Genomic DNA, 23207 nt, shown 5'->3' on the forward strand with positions numbered 1-23207 from the left:
AAATCTAACTATGTGTGGAATTGTTGGCGCAGTTGCGCAGCGTGATATTGCTGAAATCCTTATCGAAGGGTTACGTCGTCTGGAATACCGTGGTTACGACTCTGCTGGTCTGGCAGTTGTTGATGCAGAAGGTCACATGACCCGTCTGCGCCGCCTGGGTAAAGTGCAAATGCTGGCGCAAGCTGCGGAAGATACACCGCTGCATGGCGGAACCGGTATTGCCCATACCCGCTGGGCAACGCACGGCGAACCCTCTGAAGGGAACGCTCACCCGCATGTGTCTGAACACATCGTGGTAGTGCATAACGGCATTATCGAAAACCACGAACCGCTGCGCGAAGAGCTGAAAGCGCGCGGTTATACCTTCGTTTCTGAAACCGATACCGAAGTGATTGCTCACCTCGTGCACTGGGAGCTAGAGCAGGGCGGCACGCTGCGTGAAGCAGTGCTGCGCGCAATCCCTCAGCTGCGTGGCGCATACGGTACGGTGATTATGGATTCTCGCGATCCAAGCACCCTTCTGGCAGCACGCTCCGGCAGCCCGATGGTTATCGGTATGGGCATGGGTGAAAACTTTATCGCCTCCGATCAGCTGGCTCTGCTGCCTGTGACCCGTCGCTTTATCTTCCTGGAAGAGGGTGATATCGCCGAAGTCACTCGTCGTAGCGTGACGGTCTTTGATAAGTCTGGTGCGCCGGTTAAGCGTCAGGAGATCGAATCTAACCTGCAATACGACGCTGGCGACAAAGGCGCTTACCGTCACTACATGCAGAAAGAGATTTACGAGCAGCCGAACGCTATCAAAAACACGCTGATTGGCCGAATTACTCACGGTGAAGTGGATCTGAGCGAGCTGGGCGCAAACGCGAATGAAATGCTCGCTAAGGTTGAGCATATTCAGATTGTGGCCTGTGGCACCTCTTACAACTCCGGTATGGTATCGCGTTACTGGTTTGAAGCGCTGGCTGGCGTACCGTGCGATGTCGAAATTGCCTCGGAATTCCGCTATCGCAAATCAGCAGTACGTCGCAACAGCCTGATGATCACCCTTTCCCAGTCCGGTGAAACGGCGGATACCCTGGCGGCACTGCGACTCTCTAAAGAGCTGGGGTACCTCGGTTCTCTGGCCATCTGTAACGTGCCGGGTTCTTCTCTGGTACGTGAGTCCGATCTGGCGCTGATGACTAAAGCGGGAACGGAAATTGGCGTGGCATCGACGAAAGCATTCACCACGCAGCTGACGGTTCTGCTAATGCTGGTGGCTAAACTGGCGCGTCTGAAAGGCCAGGATGCTTCTATTGAGCACGATATCGTTCACGGTCTGCAAGCCCTGCCGAGCCGCATTGAGCAGATGCTGTCTCAGGACAAACGCATCGAAGCGCTGGCTGAAGATTTCTCAGACAAACATCACGCGCTGTTCCTGGGCCGTGGCGATCAGTTCCCGATTGCGCTTGAAGGCGCGCTGAAGCTGAAAGAGATCTCTTATATCCACGCAGAAGCCTACGCGGCAGGTGAGCTGAAACACGGCCCGCTGGCGCTGATAGATGCGGATATGCCGGTTATTGTGGTGGCACCGAATAACGAACTGCTGGAAAAACTGAAATCCAACATTGAAGAAGTGCGCGCCCGTGGCGGCCAGCTGTACGTCTTTGCCGATCGTGACGCCGGTTTTATCAGCAACGACAACATGCACATCATCGAGATGCCGCACGTTGAAGAGGTGATTGCGCCAATCTTCTATACCGTTCCACTCCAGTTGCTGGCCTATCACGTTGCGCTGATTAAAGGCACCGACGTTGACCAGCCGCGTAACCTGGCGAAGTCTGTTACCGTAGAATAATCCTTCCTAAGGCTCCACCATTGGGTGGAGCTTTTTTTACTTTTCTGTCGTACTGCAATCAACGCATTTGCGCATTTATTTATGACAATCTGTCATCTTCAGCTACTTTTTGTAGTGTCACATAAATAAAATATTTCTATAAACCCACTGCCATATAGATGGCTATCATTATGATTAATATCATTTATTTGTTTGTTTTTTAAGTGCAATTTCTCTTGTCATAAAACTGTCATAATTCGTACATTTATCTGTCACCTGTTTGTCCTATTTTGCTCATCGTAGCCACTAAACAATGATTTACGAAATCCTTGCAGGAGACATTATGAAAGTTATGCGTACCACTGTCGCAACTGTTGTCGCCGCGACCTTATCAATGAGCGCGTTCTCTGTGTTCGCAGCAGCAAGTCTGACGGGCGCTGGTGCAACCTTCCCTGCACCGGTATATGCCAAATGGGCAGATACCTATAATAAAGAAACCGGTAACAAGGTTAACTATCAGGGCATTGGCTCCTCCGGTGGCGTTAAACAAATTACAGCTAATACCGTTGATTTCGGTGCTTCTGATGCTCCTCTGTCAGATGACAAACTGGCTCAGGAAGGCCTGTTCCAGTTCCCAACCGTGATCGGCGGTGTTGTGCTGGCCGTGAATATCCCGGGTCTGAAATCTGGCGAGCTGGTGCTGGATGGCAAAACCCTCGGTGATATCTACCTCGGCAAAATTAAGAAGTGGGATGATGAAGCCATCACCAAACTGAACCCTGGCGTTAAACTGCCATCGCAGAACATCGCAGTGGTTCGTCGTGCTGACGGTTCTGGTACCTCCTTCGTCTTCACCAGCTACCTGGCAAAAGTCAACGAAGAGTGGAAATCCAAAGTCGGTTCTGGCTCAACCGTTAACTGGCCGACCGGTCTGGGCGGTAAAGGTAACGACGGTATCGCCGCATTCGTACAGCGTCTACCAGGCTCCATCGGCTACGTAGAATACGCTTACGCTAAGCAGAACAACCTGGCCTACACCAAGCTGATTTCTGCTGACGGCAAGCCGGTTAGCCCGACCGAAGAGAACTTCGCGAACGCGGCTAAAGGCGCTGACTGGAGCAAATCCTTCGCACAGGATCTGACTAACCAGAAAGGTGACGAGGCGTGGCCAATCACCTCCACCACCTTCATTCTGGTGCACAAAGATCAGAAGAAACCTGAGCAGGGTGCTGAAGTGCTGAAGTTCTTCGACTGGGCATACAAAAACGGTGGTAAACAGGCTAACGACCTGGATTACGCCAGCCTGCCGGAAAGCGTGGTTGAGCAGATTCGTGCTGCATGGAAAACCAACGTGAAAGACAGCAGCGGTAAATCATTGTATTAATTTAGCATTCTGACGAAAATGGCGGATGGCGCTCGCGCTTATCCGCTGATTTCGTAAACACGTTTAACAGAAGAGTAATTTATGGCTGCAACCAAGCCTGCATTTAGCCCTCCGGGCAAAAATGGTGACAAGATATTCAGCGCGCTGGTAAGACTGGCTGCGCTGATTGTGCTATTGCTGCTGGGCGGCATTATCGTGTCCCTGGTTATCTCCTCCTGGCCAAGCATTCAGAAATTCGGTTTTGCCTTCCTCTGGACGAAAGAGTGGGATGCGCCGAACGATATCTACGGTGCGCTGGTGCCGATCTACGGCACGCTGGTCACGTCTTTTATCGCCCTGCTGATTGCGGTTCCGGTGAGTTTTGGTATCGCTCTGTTTCTGACCGAACTGGCACCAAACTGGTTGAGACGTCCACTGGGTATTGCGATTGAACTGCTGGCAGCCATTCCCAGTATCGTTTACGGCATGTGGGGTCTGTTTATCTTCGCCCCGCTGTTTGCGAAATACTTCCAGGAGCCGGTGGGCAACGTCCTGTCGACTATCCCGTTTGTTGGCGCGCTGTTCGCGGGTCCGGCGTTCGGTATCGGTATTCTGGCTGCGGGCGTGATCCTTGCCATCATGATTATTCCGTACATTGCGGCGGTCATGCGCGATGTTTTCGAACAAACCCCGGTGATGATGAAAGAGTCGGCTTACGGCATCGGCTGCACCACCTGGGAAGTGATTTGGCGCATCGTCCTGCCGTTCACCAAAAATGGTGTGATCGGTGGCGTGATGCTGGGTCTGGGGCGCGCGCTGGGTGAAACCATGGCGGTGACCTTTATCATCGGTAACACCTACCAGCTCGACAGCATCTCGCTGTTCATGCCGGGTAACAGCATTACCTCCGCGCTGGCAAACGAATTCGCCGAAGCGGAATCGGGCTTGCACGTAGCCGCGTTGATGGAGCTGGGTCTGATTCTGTTCGTCATCACCTTTATCGTACTGGCGATTTCGAAGGTGATGGTAATGCGTCTGGCAAAAAATGAGGGGGCACGCTAATGGCAACTCTCGAAATGCAAAACACCACCGATCTGGCTGAATCCCGCCGCAAAATGCAGGCGCGCCGCCGCTTTAAAAACCGCTTAGCGCTGACGCTCTCCATGGCGACCATGGCGTTCGGTCTGTTCTGGCTGGTCTGGATCCTGTTCTCAACGGTCACACGCGGTATCGATGGTATGTCGATTGCGCTGTTTACCGAAATGACACCGCCGCCAAACACGGCGGGTGGTGGCCTGGCGAACGCCCTGGCGGGCAGCGGCCTGCTGATCCTGTGGGCGACGGTAGTAGGAACCCCGCTCGGCATTATGGCGGGGATCTACCTGGCCGAGTATGGCCGTAAATCCTGGCTTGCCGAAGTGATTCGTTTTATTAACGACATTCTGCTTTCCGCACCGTCTATCGTGGTCGGTTTGTTCGTCTACACCGTTGTTGTGGCACAGATGGAGCACTTCTCCGGCTGGGCGGGCGTCATCGCGCTGGCGCTGCTGCAAGTGCCTATCGTTATCCGTACCACTGAGAACATGCTGAAGCTGGTTCCGGACAGCCTGCGTGAGGCAGCCTACGCGCTGGGCACGCCGAAATGGAAGATGATCTCTGCGATTACGCTGAAAGCGTCGGTCTCCGGGATCATGACCGGCATCCTGCTGGCGATTGCACGTATCGCGGGTGAAACCGCACCGCTGCTGTTTACGTCGCTTTCCAATCAGTTCTGGAGCACGGATATGATGCAGCCGATTGCCAACCTGCCGGTCACTATCTTTAAGTTTGCGATGAGCCCGTTTGCTGAATGGCAGCAGCTGGCCTGGGCTGGGGTACTGATTATTACCCTGTGCGTACTGTTGCTGAACATTCTGGCGCGCGTCATCTTCGCGAAACAGAAACACGGTTAATTTTTACGGCGCGGCACTATGCGGCGCCGAATGAGGAAATGAGTCAATGAGTATGGTTGATACAGCACCGGGTAAGATTCTGGTTCGTGATTTGAACTTCTACTACGGTAAATTCCATGCACTGAAGAACATTAATCTGGATATTGCGAAGAACCAGGTTACGGCATTTATCGGTCCGTCAGGTTGTGGCAAGTCCACCCTGCTGCGCACCTTTAACAAAATGTACTCGCTCTATCCGGAGCAGCGTGCGGAAGGCGAAATCCTGCTCGACGGTGACAACATTCTCACCAACACCCAGGATATCGCTCTGTTGCGTGCCAAAGTCGGCATGGTCTTCCAGAAGCCGACGCCGTTCCCGATGTCGATTTACGACAACATCGCGTTTGGCGTGCGCCTGTTTGAAAAGCTGTCTCGGACGGATATGGATGAGCGCGTGCAGTGGGCTTTGACCAAGGCCGCACTCTGGAACGAAACCAAAGATAAACTGCATCAGAGCGGATATTCTCTCTCTGGTGGTCAGCAGCAGCGTCTGTGCATTGCTCGCGGTATCGCGATTCGCCCGGAAGTGTTGCTGCTGGATGAGCCGTGTTCTGCACTGGATCCGATCTCAACCGGTCGTATTGAAGAGCTGATCACCGAGCTGAAGCAGGATTATACCGTCGTGATCGTGACCCACAACATGCAGCAGGCTGCACGTTGTTCCGACCATACGGCGTTTATGTACCTGGGCGAATTGATTGAGTTCAGCAACACCGACGATCTGTTCACCAAGCCTGCGAAGAAGCAAACCGAAGATTATATTACTGGCCGCTACGGTTGATTTGCCTTAGTGCATGTGGAGAAACCATGGACAACCTCAATCTTAATAAACACATTTCCGGCCAGTTCAACGCAGAGCTGGAAAGCATCCGCACCCAGGTGATGACCATGGGTGGCATGGTGGAGCAGCAGCTTTCTGATGCGATTACCGCGATGCACAATCAGGACAGCGAGCTGGCGAAGCGCGTGGTGGAAGGCGACAAAAACGTCAATATGATGGAAGTCGCTATCGATGAAGCCTGTGTGCGCATCATTGCTAAACGCCAGCCAACGGCGAGCGACCTGCGTCTGGTAATGGCGATCATCAAAACGATTGCTGAGCTTGAACGTATTGGCGACGTTGCCGATAAAATCTGCCGCACGGCGCTGGAGAAATTCTCTCATCAGCATCAGCCGCTGCTAGTGAGCCTGGAGTCGCTGGGACGTCACACCGTGCAAATGCTGCATGATGTGCTCGATGCCTTTGCGCGTATGGATCTGGATGAAGCAATCCGTATCTACCGCGAAGACAAAAAGGTCGACCAGGAATATGAAGGCATCGTGCGTCAACTGATGACCTACATGATGGAAGATCCGCGCACCATTCCAAGCGTGCTGACCGCGCTGTTCTGCGCACGCTCTATTGAGCGTATCGGTGACCGTTGTCAGAACATTTGTGAATACATCTTCTACTTCGTGAAAGGGCAAGATTTCCGTCACGTAGGCGGCGATGAGCTGGATAAGCTGCTGGCAGGTAAAGATCCGAAAGAGTAATGTTTGTGGCGGGTGGCGCTAACGCTACCCGCCATACTTCAACTTAACGCGTAATATCCCACCCGCGCGCTTTCCACAATCCAGGTAATTCTGCCAGATCGGTAAACGTCGTCACTTTAGGATGCTTAATCGGTTTGTTGTGCGGATCGGCGCAGAAATAGAACACTTCCATACCCGCATCAATACCTGACAGCGCGCCCGCGCTGGAATCATCCACCAGAATGCAGTTTTCCACGTTCACGTTCATCGCTTTTGCGGCATGGAACATCAGAGCCGGATCCGGCTTCCAGCGCTGGATGTCATAGCCGCTGAACAATTTTTCCGGGAAATGGTGCAACATCTCAAGCTTGCCGAGTGAATGCTGCATTTTGCTGACCGGTCCGTTAGATACCACGCACATTGGCACCGCCATGGAGTCCAGCAGCGCATTCGCGCCTGCAATGACCTCCAGCTCCGAGTCGAAAAGGCGTGCGACCTCGGCGCGGTAAACAGGTTCTAAGTCCGCTTTAGCGAGACTGACGCCATGCTCGGCGTTAATGATGTCGATAATCTCGTAAAGCTTCACGCCCTTAAAGCGCTTAAAAATCTCTTCGAGATCGAGCGAAATGCCGAATTCCTGGAACATGCTGACATACGCGCGAGAACAAATGACCTCACTGTCGACCAGCGTACCGTCGCAGTCGAAAAATACCGCTTCAATTCCGGACATGCTTTTCCCTTTTAACAAGTTTAACGTTTACGTGATGCATAATGACGAGACGCAATCGTTGCCGTATAAGCAAAATCAATGAAAAAAAGTATCTCGTAACCGCCCCTATTGTCGCATTTTGGTATAGGATAGCGACGAATTTTCCCTCCTTGTTCGGAAATTGATGATGAGTCAACAACACACTACCCAGCCTGCTGGCAAGGGTTTGCTTGAGCGCGTGTTCAAACTGCGCGAGCACGGCACGACGGCACGCACCGAAGTGATTGCCGGTTTCACCACCTTCCTGACGATGGTGTACATCGTTTTTGTTAACCCGCAAATTCTGGGCGTTGCTGGCATGGATACCAGCGCCGTCTTTGTCACCACCTGCCTGATCGCTGCCCTCGGCAGTATCCTGATGGGTGTGTTCGCTAACCTGCCGGTCGCACTGGCTCCGGCGATGGGTCTGAACGCTTTCTTTGCTTTTGTTGTGGTTCAGGCGATGGGCCTGCCGTGGCAAGTCGGCATGGGCGCGATCTTCTGGGGCGCTGTGGGCCTGCTGCTGCTGACCATTTTCCGCGTCCGTTACTGGATGATTGCCAATATCCCTGTGAGCCTGCGTGTGGGCATTACCAGCGGTATCGGCCTGTTTATCGGCATGATGGGTCTGAAAAATGCGGGCGTTATCGTCGCCAACCCGGACACGCTGGTGAGCATTGGTAACCTCACGTCGCACAGCGTTCTGCTGGGCGTACTGGGCTTCTTTATCATCGCGATTCTGGCGTCCCGCAATATTCACGCCGCCGTACTGGTCTCTATCGTGGTGACCACGCTGTTAGGCTGGATGTTGGGCGATGTGCAATACCACGGCATTGTCTCCGTGCCGCCGAGCGTGTCGACCGTAATTGGTCACGTCGATCTGGCCGGTTCGTTCAATCTGGGCCTGGCGGGTGTGATTTTCTCCTTCATGCTGGTCAACCTGTTCGACTCCTCCGGTACGCTGATTGGCGTGACCGACAAAGCCGGTCTGGCGGATGAGAAAGGTAAGTTCCCGCGCATGAAGCAGGCGCTGTACGTGGATAGCGTATCGTCCGTAGCGGGTGCCTTCATCGGGACCTCTTCCGTTACCGCATACATTGAATCGTCTTCCGGCGTTTCTGTGGGTGGCCGTACCGGTCTGACGGCGGTAGTGGTTGGTCTGCTGTTCCTGCTGGTGATTTTCCTGTCACCGCTGGCGGGGATGGTTCCACCTTATGCGGCAGCCGGTGCACTGATTTATGTCGGCGTGCTGATGACGTCGAGCCTGGCGCGCGTGAAGTGGGAAGATTTAACCGAAGCGGTTCCAGCGTTTATTACTGCGGTGATGATGCCGTTTAGCTTCTCGATTACAGAAGGCATCGCGCTGGGCTTTATCTCTTACTGCATCATGAAGATCGGTACCGGTCGTTTCCGCGAACTCAGCCCCTGCGTGATTGTGGTGGCGCTGCTGTTTGTGCTGAAGATTGTGTTTATCGACGCACACTAAGATGCTACGTATTGCGTTCCCTCTCCCACGGGGAGAGGGCAACAGGCCGCTCCGGCCTACGCTTTCACCCGCTTAATATAATCCCCAAACGCGGTCAGCTGACCGGTCAGATGATCCAGCGTGCTTTGATCGACCACTTCGCCCGTCTGCGTATCCACTTTATTCTGAATCACACCGCCCATAAATTCCGGCTTGTTCATCACCATCGAATCCAAAAATACCAGGATTTGGCGCAGGTGATACTGACAGCGCGCGCCGCCGATAGCACCCATTGAGCTGGTCTGAATTAAAACCGGCTTACCGGCAAGCGGCTGCTCCGGCAGGCGAGAAAGCCAGTCGATGGCGTTTTTCAATCCGCCCGGCACAGAATAGTTATATTCCGGCGTGACAATCACCACGCCATCCGCCTGACGAATCTGCTCTGCAAGCGCTTCCACGCTCTGCGGGAAACCGTCTTCCTGCTGGATATCCGCGTCATATAGCGGAATCTCACCAATTGAAGGCAGCGCCGAAATGTCCATGCCAGCGGGGGCGATTTTTGGCAACGTGCGTGCCACCATCGCGTTAAATGAACCTTTGCGCAGGCTTCCCAGTAACGTAACAACTTTCAACGTATCAGACATGATTACTCCTTTTCATCATGATGGCCCTGGACGGGTCAGTTAAGGGTAAGTGCTTTTTCAACCGGCAAACTGGTTAATCTTATCAGGCGTGCTGCGGGCTCGTTGGCGCGTGCCGGAACATCAGGAAGGCTATGCCAACCACGCAGGCTGTCAAATTCCCAAAGCTTAAGTCGCTCAATCGCTGGAGTCACCGCTATCGACCAGATAAGCACATCTTCTGCGTCGCTCAGCGCTTCAACCCGTGTCGCTTTAGAGGCGCGCAGGCGGCCTGAACCGGGTAGAAGCTGCAAAAGATTAGCGTCATCCATGGCGCAACCAGAAAGTTTGCGAATGCTCTGACGCAGGGTGATGAGCTGGGCTTTGGCTTCGTTAGGATCGTTTTGATTGCGAATCCACAGCTTTTCATTACTGGATAAAGGATAGGTGTCGTGCGCATGGGGGCCGTGAAAACTGCGAGTGGCGCGCTGGAGTTCCATATCCAGCCCGCAATCACCTTCTGTGCTCAGCGCAACGCCGACGATGTTCCCCGTATAAGCAATGGAGAAACGAGGTAATTCAGGATCGCCAAAGACCGGTCGGCCTTCAGGTTGAGTAATCATTTCCGGGAGTTCGCTCGTACCGTAAAGCATAAATAACAGTTCGGCGAGTAGCGCTCTCGACGCTAAAAACCGCGATCGACGATGCTCCGGGAGCTTGCGCGCCTCGTTATGACAGGCTGAGGAGAGCCTGATCGAGACAAGTCGTCCTTCTGTCAGTATCCCTCTTGCAAAATGCGTAGCCATTTTTCGCTCCATGATAATGGTCAGTGACAGGTTAAACGGTTACACCATTATCGCTTAACTCTTCTCCAGTTTTAATCGGTAAATCGAGGTATGAGAAGTCTATGCACTGAACTTTACATTTTCAGGGGCAAAAATTGGACCTTCAACGCAGGGAATCGCCGTACAGCGCCTTGATCGTCTCTTTCAACCAGACGATTTTAGGATTGTGACTGTTACGCTTATGCCAGAGCATCGTGAACGGAACCGTGAGCTTTTCGGCCAGCGCTTCGTCGATGGGGATGGGGCGGGTCACCAGCTTTCGCTGGTGGAGTTGATTATAGAGATGGCAGTAGTGCGGCGCGGTTGCCAGATAGTCGTGTCCGGGTTGGGCGGCCATAAACATTGATTGCTCAAAGCCTGGCAGGCTTAGGGCGATGTTACGTTCGCGTCCCATTTCCCGAAGGACTTCATCCAGCGCCCAGGTATCACTGCGCTCCCAAAAGATGCTGATGTGCGGGTAGCGCAAAAATGTCTCCAGATTCCACTCTTCCTGTAAGGCCGGATGATCTTCACGCAAATAGACGCAAGGACGGTCGCTGAACAGAATTTCGTAATCGATAAACCAGGGCATGAGCTTCAGCAGCTCCCGGGAGCGTGGATGCGTTTCCCGTCCGGTAAAGCCGAGATCGACCTCGCCACGCGTGATTGCATCCAGCGAATCATAATCCCAGTGGCGCATTCGCACGGTAGCCTGCGGATAGCGCTGATTGACCTGTTGAAGCAGCGTGTTAAAGCGGATCAGCATCAGCGGCGTTTCTGCGGCTAACTCAAATTTGAGGCCGCCAGGAGAGTCGTGATGGAATTTATCGAGGATCTGATTTCCAATCTGCATCCAGTCCGTCAGGTCTTGTTCCAGGCTGACCGTTAACGGCGTGGGAAGGAGTCCTAGCGGCGTTTTTACAAATAGCGGATCGTCAAACCAGTCGCGAAGCTTCGCCAGCGATTTACTGACTGCCGACGGCGTGACGTTCATGCGTTTTGCCGCTTTAGTGACGCTGCGCTCCTGCAGCAAAAGCTGCAGGCACAGTAACAGATTAAGATCGAGACTGCTGAGGGGCTTCTTCATAGTGCGCCGCGGACCGTACCGCCATCAGTAACAGGATACAGAGCATGCTACAGCCAATCAGAATCCCGATCAGCATATTCAGGGCGTTAAGACCGAGAACGGCAGCCAGCCAAATCCATAATGACGACCCGCATACCTGCGCGATGCCCAGCGCGGAGCTTGCCACACCTGCCCGCAGAGAAAACGGACCCAGCGCCTGGCTCATCGCCACGCCAAAGCCCACCGAGAAACCGGCGCAAATCAGCGTGATGCCGACCAGCATAATGGCATGTGAACCCGCGGTGGCCAGAATGACCCCAGCGGCCAGGAACAGCACCTGAGAAGTGAGCATCAGCGTGCGCTGACTAAAGACGTTGAGCGCGAACGGTGTAGAAAACGAGACGGCCATACTCACCATCGCGGTGAGTGCCATCACCGTCGAATATTGCCCGCGATCGAACCCCATGATTTCCATCAGCAAAACAGGGGAAACGTTTACATAGGTCAGAATGACCGCCACGCTCAGAGTCGTAATCAGCAGGCGACTCATAAAGAAGCGATTAAGCAATTTTTCGGTAGGGTGGATCGTTGCGGTATGGCTCGAATGATGAGAGCCAGGATGCGTTTCTCGAAGCACCAGGATAGACAGTAAAAAGACGAATATGCCCATTGCGGCCATCGTCCAGAACAGGCTTTGCCACGGCAGTCTGAGCATAATCAGATAACCGATCACCGGAGCCAGAACGGGAATAATGCAGGTAATCCCGTTGAGCATAGAGAGCACTTTTGCACGACGCTGCGCGCTTAAGGTATCGCGCAAAATTGCAAATGCCACCACGTAGCAACCGCCCGCGCCAATGCCCTGAATAAAGCGTCCTGTCAGGAACAGCGTGCTGTTATGCGCCAGGGAGCACAGTACCGACGCGAGGGCAAAAATGACCGCGCCGGTAATGGCAACGGGCTGTCGTCCCGCTTTGTCAGCTATCTTTCCGGCGAAGACCATCGATGACGCCATTCCCGCCAGATAGGCTGAAAACGCGATATGCAGTTGCGCTTCGCTGGCCCCTAAATCGCGCGCGATGTGCGGCAGGCCAACCAGATACATATCAATGCCCGATGGATAAAGCAGAACCAGTGCAAAACTACAAAACAGAAAACGCGCCATAAATCCCCCATGTCAGGCAGGCGCAAAGCATAGGGGGAGAAGCGTGAAGAAGCGAGTTGCCATTTGGACAATAGTGATTTCCTGGAAGGAAATCACTATTCAGAGGAGGTTACTTACCAATACAGAAGCTAGAGAAAATCCGTCCCAGCAAATCGTCAGAAGTAAACTCACCAGTGATTTCGCTCAGGCTCTGCTGCGCCAGACGCAGCTCTTCTGCCAGCAGTTCACCCGCCCACGCACCGAGTAGCTGCGCTTTGCCCTGATCGAGGTGATTGGCGGCATCTTCAAGCGCCTGCAGGTGACGACGGCGCGCCAGGAAACCGCCTTCCATGTTGGTTTCGAAGCCCATGCTCTGTTTGAGATGGTTACGCAGGTCATCAATGCCTTCGCCAGTGCGTGCGGACAGGCGGATTAGTGAGTGACCGTTCACATCGCTCAGACCCAGCGTTTCGCCAGTCATATCGGCTTTGTTACGTACCACCGTGATCGGCAATTTGGCCGGCAGGCGGGCGATAAAATCAGGCCAGATATCTGCGGGGTCAATCGCGCTGGTGGTGGTGCCGTCGACCATAAACAGCACGCGATCGGCCTGTTCAATCTCCTGCCAGGCACGTTCAATGCCGATACGCTCTACTTCGTCGCTTGCATCACGCAGGCCTGCCGTATCAATGATATGCAGCGGCATCCCGTCGATATGGATATGTTCGCGCAGGACGTCGCGCGTGGTGCCAGCGATATCGGTTACGATCGCGGCTTCGCGGCCCGCGAGTGCGTTCAGAAGACTTGATTTTCCGGCGTTAGGACGTCCGGCAATCACCACTTTCATCCCTTCACGCAGCAGGCTGCCCTGGCGTGCTTCGGCGCGCACTGCATCGAGATCGCCCATCACGGTGTTCAGCTGCGCTTCGATTTTACCGTCGGAAAGGAAATCTATCTCCTCGTCCGGGAAGTCGATTGCGGCTTCGACGTAGATACGCAGGTGAGTGAGCGCTTCCACAAGGTGATTCACGCGCGCGGAAAACGCCCCTTGCAGTGAGTTCAGTGCGGAACGGGCTGCCTGCTCGGAACTGGCGTCAATCAGGTCGGCAATGGCTTCTGCCTGCGCTAAATCGAGCTTGTCGTTCAGGAATGCGCGCTCGGAGAACTCGCCCGGCTTGGCGATGCGCAGACCCGGCAGCGTCAGAATACGTTTTAACAGCAGGTCGAGGATAACCGGCCCGCCATGGCCCTGTAGCTCCAGCACGTCTTCGCCGGTAAAAGAGTTTGGTCCGGGGAACCACAGCGCGATGCCCTGATCCAGTGCGGTGTCGTCTGCATCTTTAAAGGGGAGATAATCGGCATAGCGCGGCTTTGGCAGTTTGCCCAGCACGGCTTCAGCCACCTCGCGCGCCTTCAGGCCGGAGATACGCAGAATACCTACACCACCGCGTCCCGGTGGGGTTGCCTGGGCGACGATAGTGTCGTTATGGCTCATGGTTTGTCTCGTTTAATACAAATAAAAAAGGCGGTCATCAAGACCGCCCTTATTTTAGCGTTTAATTTGACCTGATCAGGATTTTTTCTTTTCGCGGCTATGCAGGCCACGTTTTTCCAGACCACGGTAAATCAGCTGCTGCTGGATGATGGTCACCAGGTTGCTGACGATGTAGTACAGCACCAGACCTGACGGGAACCACAGGAAGAAGACGGTGAAGATGACCGGCATAAAGGTCATGATCTTCTGCTGCATCGGGTCGGTCACAGTGGTAGGCGACATCTTCTGAATGAAGAACATCGTGATACCCATCAGGATCGGCAGGATGTAGTACGGGTCCTGTGCGGACAAGTCATGGATCCACAGCGCGAACGGCGCATGGCGCAGCTCAACAGAGCCCATCAGCATGTAGTACAGCGCAAGGAAGATTGGCATCTGAATCAGCAGCGGGAAGCAACCACCCAATGGGTTCACTTTCTCAGCTTTATACAGGGCCATCATTTCCTGGCTTTGACGCTGCTTATCATCGCCCAGACGCTCACGCATTGCCGCAATCTTCGGCTGCAGCATACGCATCTTCGCCATGGAGGTGTACTGCGCTTTAGTCAGCGGGTACATGATGCCACGAACGATAAAGGTGATAACGATGATCGAGAAGCCCCAGTTGCCCAGGAAGCTGTGGATGAACTTCAGCAGCTTAAACAGCGGCTGAGAGATGAACCACAACCAACCGTAATCTACGGTCAGATCCAGGTGCGGTGCAACGGCTGCCATTTTGTCCTGAATTTCTGGACCCACCCACAGGGTGCTGGCCAGATTAGCGGTTTGACCCGGCTGAACCAGAACAGGCTGAGACTTATAACCGATAGCGGCAATGCCGTTACCCAAATTCGCCGTATAGAAGTTATTCACGCCATCGTTGTTTGGAACCCACGCGGTCGCAAAATACTGTTGCAACATCGCTACCCAGCCGCCTTTAGCGCTGACGTTCAGGTTTTCGTTATCGGCGATGGTGTCGAATTTGTATTTCTCATACTTGGTATCCGGAGTGGAATACGCCGCGCCGCGGAAGGTATGCAACGCAAAGTTGTTGCTTCCGGTATCGCGATGAGAAGGCAAATTGATGGACTGCTTCAGCTGGCCAAAGGTAGACACTTCCAGCGGTTTCTCACTGGTGTTCTGCACGTTATAGCCCACGTTCACCGCAAATTCACCGCGTTTTAGGGTGAAGGTTTTGGTGAAGGTGTTGCCTGCCGCGTCAGTATAAGTCATCGGGATCGCGAGCTCGTTTTGGCCATCAGCCAATACAAACGTATCTTTATCGACGTTATACAGCGGACGAGCGCCGTTAGCTGGGTTGTCCGGGCCATCACGACCGGTCAGGCCGCTCTGTGCCTGATAAATAAACTCAGGCGTTGTCTCCAGTAACTGGAATGGCTCGGTAGATTTCAGCTCTTTCGGGTAGGTCAACAGCAGCGCCTGCTCAATATCACCACCACGGGTGTTGATAGTCAGCTCAAGCACATCGGTTTTAACCGTGATCTGTTTCCCCTGACCACTGGCTGGTACGCCCTGGTCGGCGGCGCTACCCGCTGCGGTGGTCGTTGTCTGCGTGGTCTGTTGGGCTTGAGGCTGAGGATTTTTATCCTGCTCCCAGGCTTGCCAGATCATGAAAGACACGAACAGCAAAGCGATGACTAAAAGATTGCGTTGCGAATCCATCGTTAGTGTTCTCTGGTATCAAATGGTCCAGGCGGGACGGGATCGTCACCACCAGGGTGTAAAGGGTGGCATTTTAATACGCGCTTCACCGTCAACCAACTGCCTTTTATCACTCCAAACCTGCGCAATGCCTCAATTCCGTAGCTCGAACAGGTTGGAGTGAAACGACAATGCGGCCCAAGCAGCGGACTGATTAGGCGCTGATAGACCCGAATGAGGCCTATCAGGACCCGCGAGCCAGGCGACAATGGCGGCGCCATAGTTTTTCCAACGCTTCCGAGAGAGCACGGTTATCGAGGTCAGCAACCCCTTTTTTAGCCACCACCACAAAATCCATAGAGGGGAGTTCGTGTTGACGTAAACGGAAGCTTTCACGCGTCAGACGTTTAATCCGATTGCGTTCATGCGCACGCTTAACGTTTTTCTTGGCGACTGTGAGACCGATGCGGGGATGCCCCAGCGAATTTTGGCGGCCGAGGATGGTGATTTGCGGCGTGCCAGCCCGTAATGGCTGCTGGAAGACGAATGTGAAATGAGTGGGAGTTAACAAACGTAACTCCCTGGGAAATGCTAGCTTAACCACTCAGGGGTTAGCTTTGTTACTTAGAAACGGTCAGACGAGTACGGCTTTTAGCACGACGACGTGCCAGAACCTGACGACCATTTTTAGTAGCCATACGAGCACGGAAGCCGTGTGAACGGTTGCGCTTCAGTACAGACGGTTGAAAAGTGCGTTTCATGGCGATTTCTACCTAAACTTGAATAATTTCACTGACTTTCGCGTATACCCGAACGATTAACGAACGACTAACGCCTCAGCGTGGGTGATTAAAGAGGCCGGATTGTAATAATTGTACACTCCGGAGTCAATTCTCTTTCCTTATTTCCCGCGTATTTCCGCACGTTTTCGTGTGGAAAATGAACAACGGTCCGACGCAGGAAGTCTAGCATCGCGCGCCGGGTGGAGGATTATACGGCCTCCTAATGAAAGCGCAAGGATCGTCCAGGATCTTCATGAGATCATTTAAGCAGAAAATTGTCTTTGCTCATTAATTTTTCCAATATGCGGACCAAATCGTGGGTGCTCCAGCCAGGATCGATTACACTTACCCGGTTTCGGATCTTCCTGTGGATAAATCGGGAAGAATCTGTGAGAAACAGAAGATCTCTGGCTCAGTTTAGGCTATGATCCGCGGTCCTGATCGGGATCCCTGGGAGCCAGGATCGGGTAAAATTGCAGATAGCAATTCGCACGTCACCCTTTGCACAGGGTCTTGTCGACGTGTGTCAAAAATCACGAATACTCAGTATCTTTCTTTTTATTGTTCGAGTGGAGTCCGCCGTGTCACTTTCGCTTTGGCAGCAGTGTCTTGCCCGATTGCAGGATGAGTTACCAGCCACAGAATTCAGTATGTGGATCCGCCCGTTGCAGGCGGAACTGAGCGATAACACGCTGGCTTTGTATGCGCCAAACCGTTTCGTGCTTGATTGGGTAAGGGATAAATACCTAAATAACATCAATGGATTGCTCAATGATTTTTGCGGAACGGATGCCCCGCAACTGCGTTTTGAAGTCGGCACAAAGCCGGTGAATCAGATGGTCAGAGAGACCGTAAACGTTGCGGCTCCCGCGCAAATCCATGTTCCCGCACCGCGTATCATTCAGCCTGCTCGCTCTGGTTGGGACAACGTTCCTGCACCGGCGGAGCCAACCTATCGCTCTAACGTTAACGTTAAACACACCTTTGATAACTTCGTTGAAGGTAAGTCTAACCAGCTGGCGCGTGCGGCGGCTCGACAGGTTGCTGATAATCCAGGCGGCGCCTATAACCCGCTGTTCCTCTACGGTGGAACCGGTCTGGGTAAAACGCACTTGCTGCATGCGGTGGGTAACGGCATTGTGGCACGTAAGCCCAATGCAAAAGTCGTGTATATGCACTCCGAGCGCTTCGTTCAGGACATGGTTAAAGCCTTGCAAAACAATGCGATCGAAGAGTTTAAACGCTACTACCGTTCCGTTGACGCCCTGCTTATCGATGACATTCAGTTCTTTGCTAATAAAGAACGATCTCAGGAAGAGTTTTTCCATACCTTCAACGCCTTGCTCGAAGGTAATCAACAGATCATTTTGACCTCGGATCGTTATCCGAAAGAGATCAACGGCGTTGAAGATCGTCTGAAATCTCGTTTTGGCTGGGGACTGACCGTGGCGATCGAGCCACCGGAGCTGGAAACCCGCGTCGCGATCCTGATGAAAAAGGCCGATGAAAACGACATTCGCCTGCCGGGTGAAGTCGCGTTCTTTATTGCGAAACGTCTGAGATCGAACGTACGTGAACTGGAAGGCGCGCTGAATCGCGTGATTGCCAACGCCAACTTTACCGGCCGGGCGATTACTATTGATTTCGTGCGTGAAGCGCTACGCGATCTGCTGGCGCTTCAGGAAAAGCTGGTCACCATCGACAATATTCAGAAGACGGTGGCCGAGTATTATAAAATTAAAATTGCGGACCTGCTTTCCAAGCGACGTTCTCGCTCGGTAGCGCGTCCACGTCAGATGGCGATGGCGCTGGCAAAAGAGCTCACCAACCACAGTCTGCCGGAAATTGGCGACGCGTTTGGTGGCCGTGACCATACGACCGTGCTTCATGCCTGCCGTAAGATTGAGCAGTTGCGTGAAGAAAGCCACGACATTAAAGAAGATTTTTCCAATTTAATCAGAACCCTATCATCGTGACGCTATGAAATTTACCGTTGAACGTGAACATTTATTAAAACCGCTGCAACAGGTGAGTGGCCCATTAGGTGGCCGCCCAACGCTACCTATTCTTGGCAACCTGCTGTTGCAGGTCGCTGACGGCACGCTGTCGCTGACGGGTACCGATCTTGAAATGGAAATGGTTGCGCGCGTAACGCTGTCTCAGCCGCATGATGCAGGCGCAACGACCGTACCGGCGCGTAAGCTCTTTGATATTTGCCGTGGACTGCCGGAAGGCGCAGAAATCGCCGTTCAGCTGGAAGGCGATCGTATGCTTGTGCGTTCTGGCCGCAGCCGTTTCTCGCTCTCCACGCTGCCTGCGATTGACTTCCCGAACCTGGACGACTGGCAGAGTGAAGTCGAATTCACCCTGCCGCAGGCGACGATGAAGCGTCTGATTGAAGCGACCCAGTTCTCCATGGCGCATCAGGACGTTCGCTATTACTTAAACGGTATGCTGTTCGAAACTGAAGGTGAAGAACTGCGTACCGTCGCTACAGACGGGCACCGTCTGGCGGTTTGCTCAATGCCTATCGGCGTCACGCTGCCAAACCATTCGGTGATCGTGCCGCGTAAAGGCGTGATTGAGCTGATGCGTATGCTCGACGGTGGGGAAAACCCGCTGCGCGTGCAGATCGGCAGCAATAATATTCGCGCTCACGTCGGTGATTTCATCTTCACTTCTAAGCTGGTTGATGGTCGTTTCCCTGATTATCGCCGCGTATTGCCGAAGAATCCTGACAAAACGCTGGAAGCGGGCTGTGACATCCTCAAACAGGCCTTTGCTCGTGCGGCGATTCTCTCCAACGAGAAATTCCGTGGCGTGCGTCTGTATGTGAGTGAAAACCAGATCAAAATCACCGCCAACAACCCGGAGCAGGAAGAGGCAGAAGAAATTCTGGACGTCACCTACGCCGGTACCGAGATGGAAATCGGCTTTAACGTCAGCTATGTACTGGATGTACTGAACGCGCTGAAGTGCGAAAACGTACGCATTCTGCTGACCGACTCCGTTTCGAGCGTACAGATTGAAGATGCCGCATCACAGTCGGCAGCCTATGTTGTCATGCCAATGAGACTGTAATGTCGCTCACCCGCCTGTTGATCCGCGACTTTCGCAATATTGAAAGCGCGGATCTCGCTTTATCTCCCGGCTTTAATTTCCTGGTTGGCGCAAACGGCAGCGGCAAAACCAGCGTGCTGGAAGCTATCTATACGCTCGGTCATGGCCGGGCGTTTCGCAGTTTGCAAATTGGTCGCGTTATTCGCCATGAACAGGAGTCGTTTGTCCTGCATGGGCGTTTACAGGGCGCAGAGCGTGAAACTTCGATCGGCCTGACCAAAGACAAGCTGGGCGATAGTAAGGTGCGTATTGACGGCACCGACGGCCACAAGGTGGCTGAACTGGCGCACCTGATGCCGATGCAGCTCATCACCCCCGAAGGGTTTACGTTACTCAACGGCGGGCCTAAATTCAGAAGAGCGTTCCTGGATTGGGGATGTTTTCACAACGAAGCGGGCTTTTTCAACGCCTGGAGCAATCTCAAACGACTGCTTAAGCAACGCAACGCGGCGTTGCGCCAGGTGACCCGCTACAGCCAATTGAGCCCGTGGGACAAAGAATTGATCCCCCTGGCGGAACAAATAAGCCGCTGGCGTGCCGAGTACAGTGCGGGCATTGCCGAAGATATGGCGGATACTTGCAAACAGTTTTTACCTGAATTTTCTCTCACCTTTTCCTTCCAGCGCGGCTGGGAGAAAGAGACGGACTATGCAGAAGTGCTGGAGAGAAGCTTCGAGCGCGACCGCATGCTGACCTACACCGCGCACGGCCCACACAAGGCGGATTTCCGCATTCGTGCCGACGGCGCACCGGTCGAAGATACCTTGTCGCGTGGACAGCTCAAACTCCTGATGTGCGCGCTGCGTTTGGCGCAAGGGGAGTTTCTGACCCGTGAAAGCGGGCGACGCTGTCTGTATCTGATAGATGATTTTGCCTCGGAACTCGACGACGCGCGGCGCGGGCTGCTTGCCAGCCGCTTAAAAGCCACGCAGTCGCAGGTTTTCGTCAGCGCTATCAGCGCTGAACACGTAATGGACATGTCGGACAAAAATTCGAAGATGTTCACCGTGGAAAAGGGTAAAATAACGGATTAACCCAAGATTAAATGAGCGAGAAACGTTGATGTCGAATTCTTATGACTCCTCCAGTATCAAAGTCCTGAAAGGGCTGGATGCGGTGCGTAAGCGCCCAGGTATGTATATCGGCGATACCGATGACGGCACCGGTCTGCACCACATGGTATTCGAGGTTGTGGATAACGCTATCGACGAAGCACTCGCGGGTCACTGTAAAGATATTATCGTCACCATCCACGGCGATAACTCCGTTTCCGTACAGGATGATGGCCGCGGTATCCCGACCGGTATCCACCCGGAAGAGGGCGTGTCTGCTGCAGAAGTCATCATGACCGTACTGCACGCAGGCGGTAAGTTCGATGATAACTCCTATAAAGTCTCCGGTGGTCTGCACGGCGTCGGCGTTTCCGTGGTTAACGCCCTGTCGCAGAAGCTGGAACTGGTTATCTACCGCGAAGGCAAAGCTCACCATCAGATTTACGCACACGGCGTGCCGCAGGCTCCGCTGGCAGTGACCGGCGATACTGAAAAAACCGGCACCACGGTACGTTTCTGGCCGAGCCACGAGACGTTTTCTAACGTGGTCGAATTTGAATATGAAATTCTGGCAAAACGCCTGCGCGAGCTGTCATTCCTGAACTCCGGCGTGTCTATCCGTCTGCGCGACAAGCGTGACGGCAAAGAAGATCATTTCCACTACGAAGGTGGCATTAAGGCGTTTGTTGAATATCTCAACAAAAATAAAACGCCAATTCACCCAAATATCTTCTATTTCTCCACCGAAAAAGACGGTATTGGCGTAGAAGTGGCGCTGCAGTGGAACGATGGTTTCCAGGAAAATATCTACTGCTTTACCAACAACATTCCACAGCGTGATGGCGGGGCCCACCTTGTCGGCTTCCGTACGGCGATGACCCGTACCCTGAACGCCTATATGGATAAAGAAGGCTACAGCAAGAAAGCGAAAGTCAGTGCTACCGGTGACGATGCCCGTGAAGGCCTGATTGCCGTCGTTTCCGTTAAAGTGCCGGATCCGAAATTCTCCTCTCAGACCAAGGACAAGCTGGTCTCTTCTGAGGTGAAAACCGCCGTTGAGCAGCAGATGAACGAACTGCTGAGCGAATACCTGCTGGAAAACCCGTCTGACGCGAAAATCGTGGTTGGCAAAATTATCGATGCGGCACGTGCTCGTGAAGCGGCGCGTAAAGCCCGTGAGATGACACGCCGTAAAGGCGCGCTGGATCTGGCTGGCCTGCCGGGTAAACTGGCTGATTGCCAGGAACGCGATCCGGCTCGTTCCGAACTGTACCTTGTGGAAGGGGACTCAGCGGGCGGTTCTGCGAAGCAGGGTCGTAACCGTAAGAACCAGGCGATTCTGCCGTTGAAGGGTAAAATCCTGAACGTCGAGAAAGCGCGCTTCGACAAAATGCTCTCTTCTCAGGAAGTCGCCACCCTTATCACCGCCCTCGGTTGTGGTATTGGCCGTGACGAGTACAACCCGGATAAGCTGCGCTATCACAGCATCATTATCATGACCGATGCGGACGTCGATGGCTCGCACATCCGTACGCTGCTGCTGACCTTCTTCTATCGTCAGATGCCAGAAATCGTTGAGCGTGGCCATATCTACATTGCACAGCCACCGCTGTACAAAGTGAAGAAAGGCAAGCAGGAACAGTACATTAAAGACGATGAAGCGATGGATCAGTATCAGATTTCTATCGCTCTGGATGGCGCCTCTTTGCATGCTAATGCCTTCGCTCCGGCGCTGGCGGGTGAGCCTCTGGAAAAACTGGTTTCAGAGTACAATGCTACGCAGAAAATGATTGGCCGTATGGAGCGTCGCTTCCCGCGCACGCTGCTGAAGGCGCTGGTCTATCAACCAACGCTGACCGAATCCGATCTGAGCGATGAACAGACCGTAACCCGCTGGATTAATCAGCTGGTTACCGATCTGAACGAGAACGAGCAGCATGGCAGCATGTGGAAGTTCGATGTTCGCGAGAATACCGAGCTGCATCAGTTCGAGCCGATTATTCGCGTGCGTACTCACGGTGTTGATACCGATTACCCTCTGGATCACGAATTTGTGACCGGTGGTGAATATCGTCGTCTGTGCACGCTGGGTGAAAAACTGCGCGGTCTGATCGAAGACGACGCCTTCATCGAACGTGGTGAGCGCCGTCAGCCTGTTTCCAGCTTCGAGCAGGCGCTGGAGTGGCTGGTGAAAGAGTCTCGTCGTGGTCTGTATATTCAGCGTTATAAAGGCCTGGGCGAAATGAACCCGGATCAGCTGTGGGAAACCACCATGGATCCGGAAAGCCGTCGCATGCTGCGCGTTACCGTTAGAGATGCGATTGCAGCTGACCAGCTGTTCACTACCCTGATGGGCGATGCTGTTGAACCACGTCGTGCCTTCATCGAAGAGAACGCCTTGAAAGCGGCGAATATCGATATCTAAGCTGTAAAACCCCCTCACCCTTTGGGTGAGGGGAAAAACGTCCCACAAAAGAGGAATCTCCTCTCCACACCCCATCCCCC

General features: G+C 53.5%; 21 protein-coding genes. 11 read left to right on the top strand and 10 right to left on the bottom strand.

The features are described 5' to 3' along the window. Window positions 1–10: 10 nt before the first annotated feature. The 6 genes from glmS to phoU all read left to right on the top strand — a co-directional run bounded on the left by glmS (window position 11) and on the right by phoU (window position 6706). Window positions 11–1840: a glutamine--fructose-6-phosphate transaminase (isomerizing) gene (gene glmS, locus AC6EMZ_RS18480; RefSeq protein ID WP_498404222.1), complete on the top strand. Its 1830-nt coding sequence runs from the start codon at window positions 11–13 to the stop codon at window positions 1838–1840. Window positions 1841–2162: 322 nt separating this feature from the next. Next, on the top strand, window positions 2163–3203 hold the full coding sequence (gene pstS, locus AC6EMZ_RS18485) for a phosphate ABC transporter substrate-binding protein PstS (RefSeq protein ID WP_498404223.1): 1041 nt from the start codon (window positions 2163–2165) through the stop codon (window positions 3201–3203). Window positions 3204–3284: 81 nt separating this feature from the next. Beyond that, entirely contained in the window at window positions 3285–4244 is a 960-nt protein-coding gene (gene pstC / locus AC6EMZ_RS18490) for a phosphate ABC transporter permease PstC (protein ID WP_498404224.1), read from the top strand. After that, entirely contained in the window at window positions 4244–5134 is an 891-nt protein-coding gene (gene pstA, locus AC6EMZ_RS18495; protein ID WP_498404225.1) for a phosphate ABC transporter permease PstA, read from the top strand. Before pstC ends, pstA begins: the two co-directional genes overlap by 1 nt. Window positions 5135–5180: 46 nt before the next feature. Then, on the top strand, window positions 5181–5954 hold the full coding sequence (gene pstB / locus AC6EMZ_RS18500; RefSeq protein ID WP_498404226.1) for a phosphate ABC transporter ATP-binding protein PstB: 774 nt from the start codon (window positions 5181–5183) through the stop codon (window positions 5952–5954). A 26-nt stretch (window positions 5955–5980) separates the two neighbouring features. Continuing rightward, entirely contained in the window at window positions 5981–6706 is a 726-nt protein-coding gene (gene phoU, locus AC6EMZ_RS18505; protein WP_498404227.1) for a phosphate signaling complex protein PhoU, read from the top strand. Between the two features lie 43 nt (window positions 6707–6749). Here the strand turns inward: phoU and yieH are convergent, their stop codons facing one another. Beyond that, window positions 6750–7415, bottom strand: a complete 666-nt coding sequence (gene yieH, locus AC6EMZ_RS18510) for a 6-phosphogluconate phosphatase (protein ID WP_498404228.1) — start codon at window positions 7413–7415, stop codon at window positions 6750–6752. Window positions 7416–7581: 166 nt separating this feature from the next. Here yieH and AC6EMZ_RS18515 point away from each other — a divergent pair, with 166 nt between their 5' ends. Then, window positions 7582–8919 carry an NCS2 family permease gene (locus tag AC6EMZ_RS18515; RefSeq protein WP_498404350.1) on the top strand — a complete coding sequence of 446 codons (1338 nt, stop codon included), beginning with the start codon at window positions 7582–7584 and terminating at the stop codon, window positions 8917–8919. Between the two features lie 56 nt (window positions 8920–8975). Here AC6EMZ_RS18515 and AC6EMZ_RS18520 read toward each other — a convergent pair whose 3' ends face one another. The 9 genes from AC6EMZ_RS18520 to rpmH form a co-directional block, all read right to left on the bottom strand. Further along, a complete protein-coding gene (locus AC6EMZ_RS18520; protein ID WP_498404229.1) occupies window positions 8976–9542 on the bottom strand; it encodes an NADPH-dependent FMN reductase in 567 nt (188 codons plus the stop codon). Window positions 9543–9577: 35 nt separating this feature from the next. Beyond that, window positions 9578–10324 carry a 4'-phosphopantetheinyl transferase family protein gene (locus AC6EMZ_RS18525; protein WP_498404230.1) on the bottom strand — a complete coding sequence of 249 codons (747 nt, stop codon included), beginning with the start codon at window positions 10322–10324 and terminating at the stop codon, window positions 9578–9580. A gap of 142 nt (window positions 10325–10466) precedes the next feature. Beyond that, on the bottom strand, window positions 10467–11429 hold the full coding sequence (yidZ, locus tag AC6EMZ_RS18530) for an HTH-type transcriptional regulator YidZ (protein WP_498404231.1): 963 nt from the start codon (window positions 11427–11429) through the stop codon (window positions 10467–10469). Then, entirely contained in the window at window positions 11398–12573 is a 1176-nt protein-coding gene (locus tag AC6EMZ_RS18535) for an MFS transporter (RefSeq protein WP_498404232.1), read from the bottom strand. Before AC6EMZ_RS18535 ends, yidZ begins: the two co-directional genes overlap by 32 nt. A gap of 109 nt (window positions 12574–12682) precedes the next feature. Then, on the bottom strand, window positions 12683–14047 hold the full coding sequence (mnmE, locus tag AC6EMZ_RS18540) for a tRNA uridine-5-carboxymethylaminomethyl(34) synthesis GTPase MnmE (protein ID WP_498404233.1): 1365 nt from the start codon (window positions 14045–14047) through the stop codon (window positions 12683–12685). A 75-nt stretch (window positions 14048–14122) separates the two neighbouring features. After that, window positions 14123–15769 carry a membrane protein insertase YidC gene (gene yidC, locus AC6EMZ_RS18545; RefSeq protein ID WP_498404234.1) on the bottom strand — a complete coding sequence of 549 codons (1647 nt, stop codon included), beginning with the start codon at window positions 15767–15769 and terminating at the stop codon, window positions 14123–14125. 2 nt (window positions 15770–15771) lie between these two features. After that, a complete protein-coding gene (gene yidD, locus AC6EMZ_RS18550; RefSeq protein ID WP_015585463.1) occupies window positions 15772–16029 on the bottom strand; it encodes a membrane protein insertion efficiency factor YidD in 258 nt (85 codons plus the stop codon). After that, window positions 15993–16352, bottom strand: a complete 360-nt coding sequence (gene rnpA / locus AC6EMZ_RS18555; RefSeq protein ID WP_006808764.1) for a ribonuclease P protein component — start codon at window positions 16350–16352, stop codon at window positions 15993–15995. The genes yidD and rnpA overlap by 37 nt, the downstream gene beginning before the upstream one ends. Before the next feature lie 16 nt (window positions 16353–16368). Then, the gene (gene rpmH / locus AC6EMZ_RS18560) at window positions 16369–16509 is read right to left on the bottom strand and encodes a 50S ribosomal protein L34 (RefSeq protein ID WP_004393543.1); all 141 of its coding nucleotides are present in this window, start codon (window positions 16507–16509) and stop codon (window positions 16369–16371) included. Window positions 16510–17111: 602 nt separating this feature from the next. Here rpmH and dnaA point away from each other — a divergent pair. From dnaA to gyrB, 4 genes are read left to right on the top strand one after another with little or no spacing between them, the layout of a single operon-like run. Further along, entirely contained in the window at window positions 17112–18506 is a 1395-nt protein-coding gene (gene dnaA / locus AC6EMZ_RS18565) for a chromosomal replication initiator protein DnaA (protein ID WP_498404235.1), read from the top strand. Between the two features lie 4 nt (window positions 18507–18510). Further along, a complete protein-coding gene (gene dnaN / locus AC6EMZ_RS18570; protein WP_498404236.1) occupies window positions 18511–19611 on the top strand; it encodes a DNA polymerase III subunit beta in 1101 nt (366 codons plus the stop codon). Beyond that, window positions 19611–20684 carry a DNA replication/repair protein RecF gene (recF, locus tag AC6EMZ_RS18575; protein ID WP_498404237.1) on the top strand — a complete coding sequence of 358 codons (1074 nt, stop codon included), beginning with the start codon at window positions 19611–19613 and terminating at the stop codon, window positions 20682–20684. The genes dnaN and recF overlap by 1 nt, the downstream gene beginning before the upstream one ends. Before the next feature lie 28 nt (window positions 20685–20712). After that, window positions 20713–23127, top strand: coding sequence for a DNA topoisomerase (ATP-hydrolyzing) subunit B (gene gyrB, locus AC6EMZ_RS18580; RefSeq protein WP_498404238.1), 2415 nt, complete (start codon window positions 20713–20715; stop codon window positions 23125–23127). Window positions 23128–23207: the final 80 nt, after the last annotated feature.

The organism is Enterobacter sp. SCRI0065, assembly GCF_059766475.1.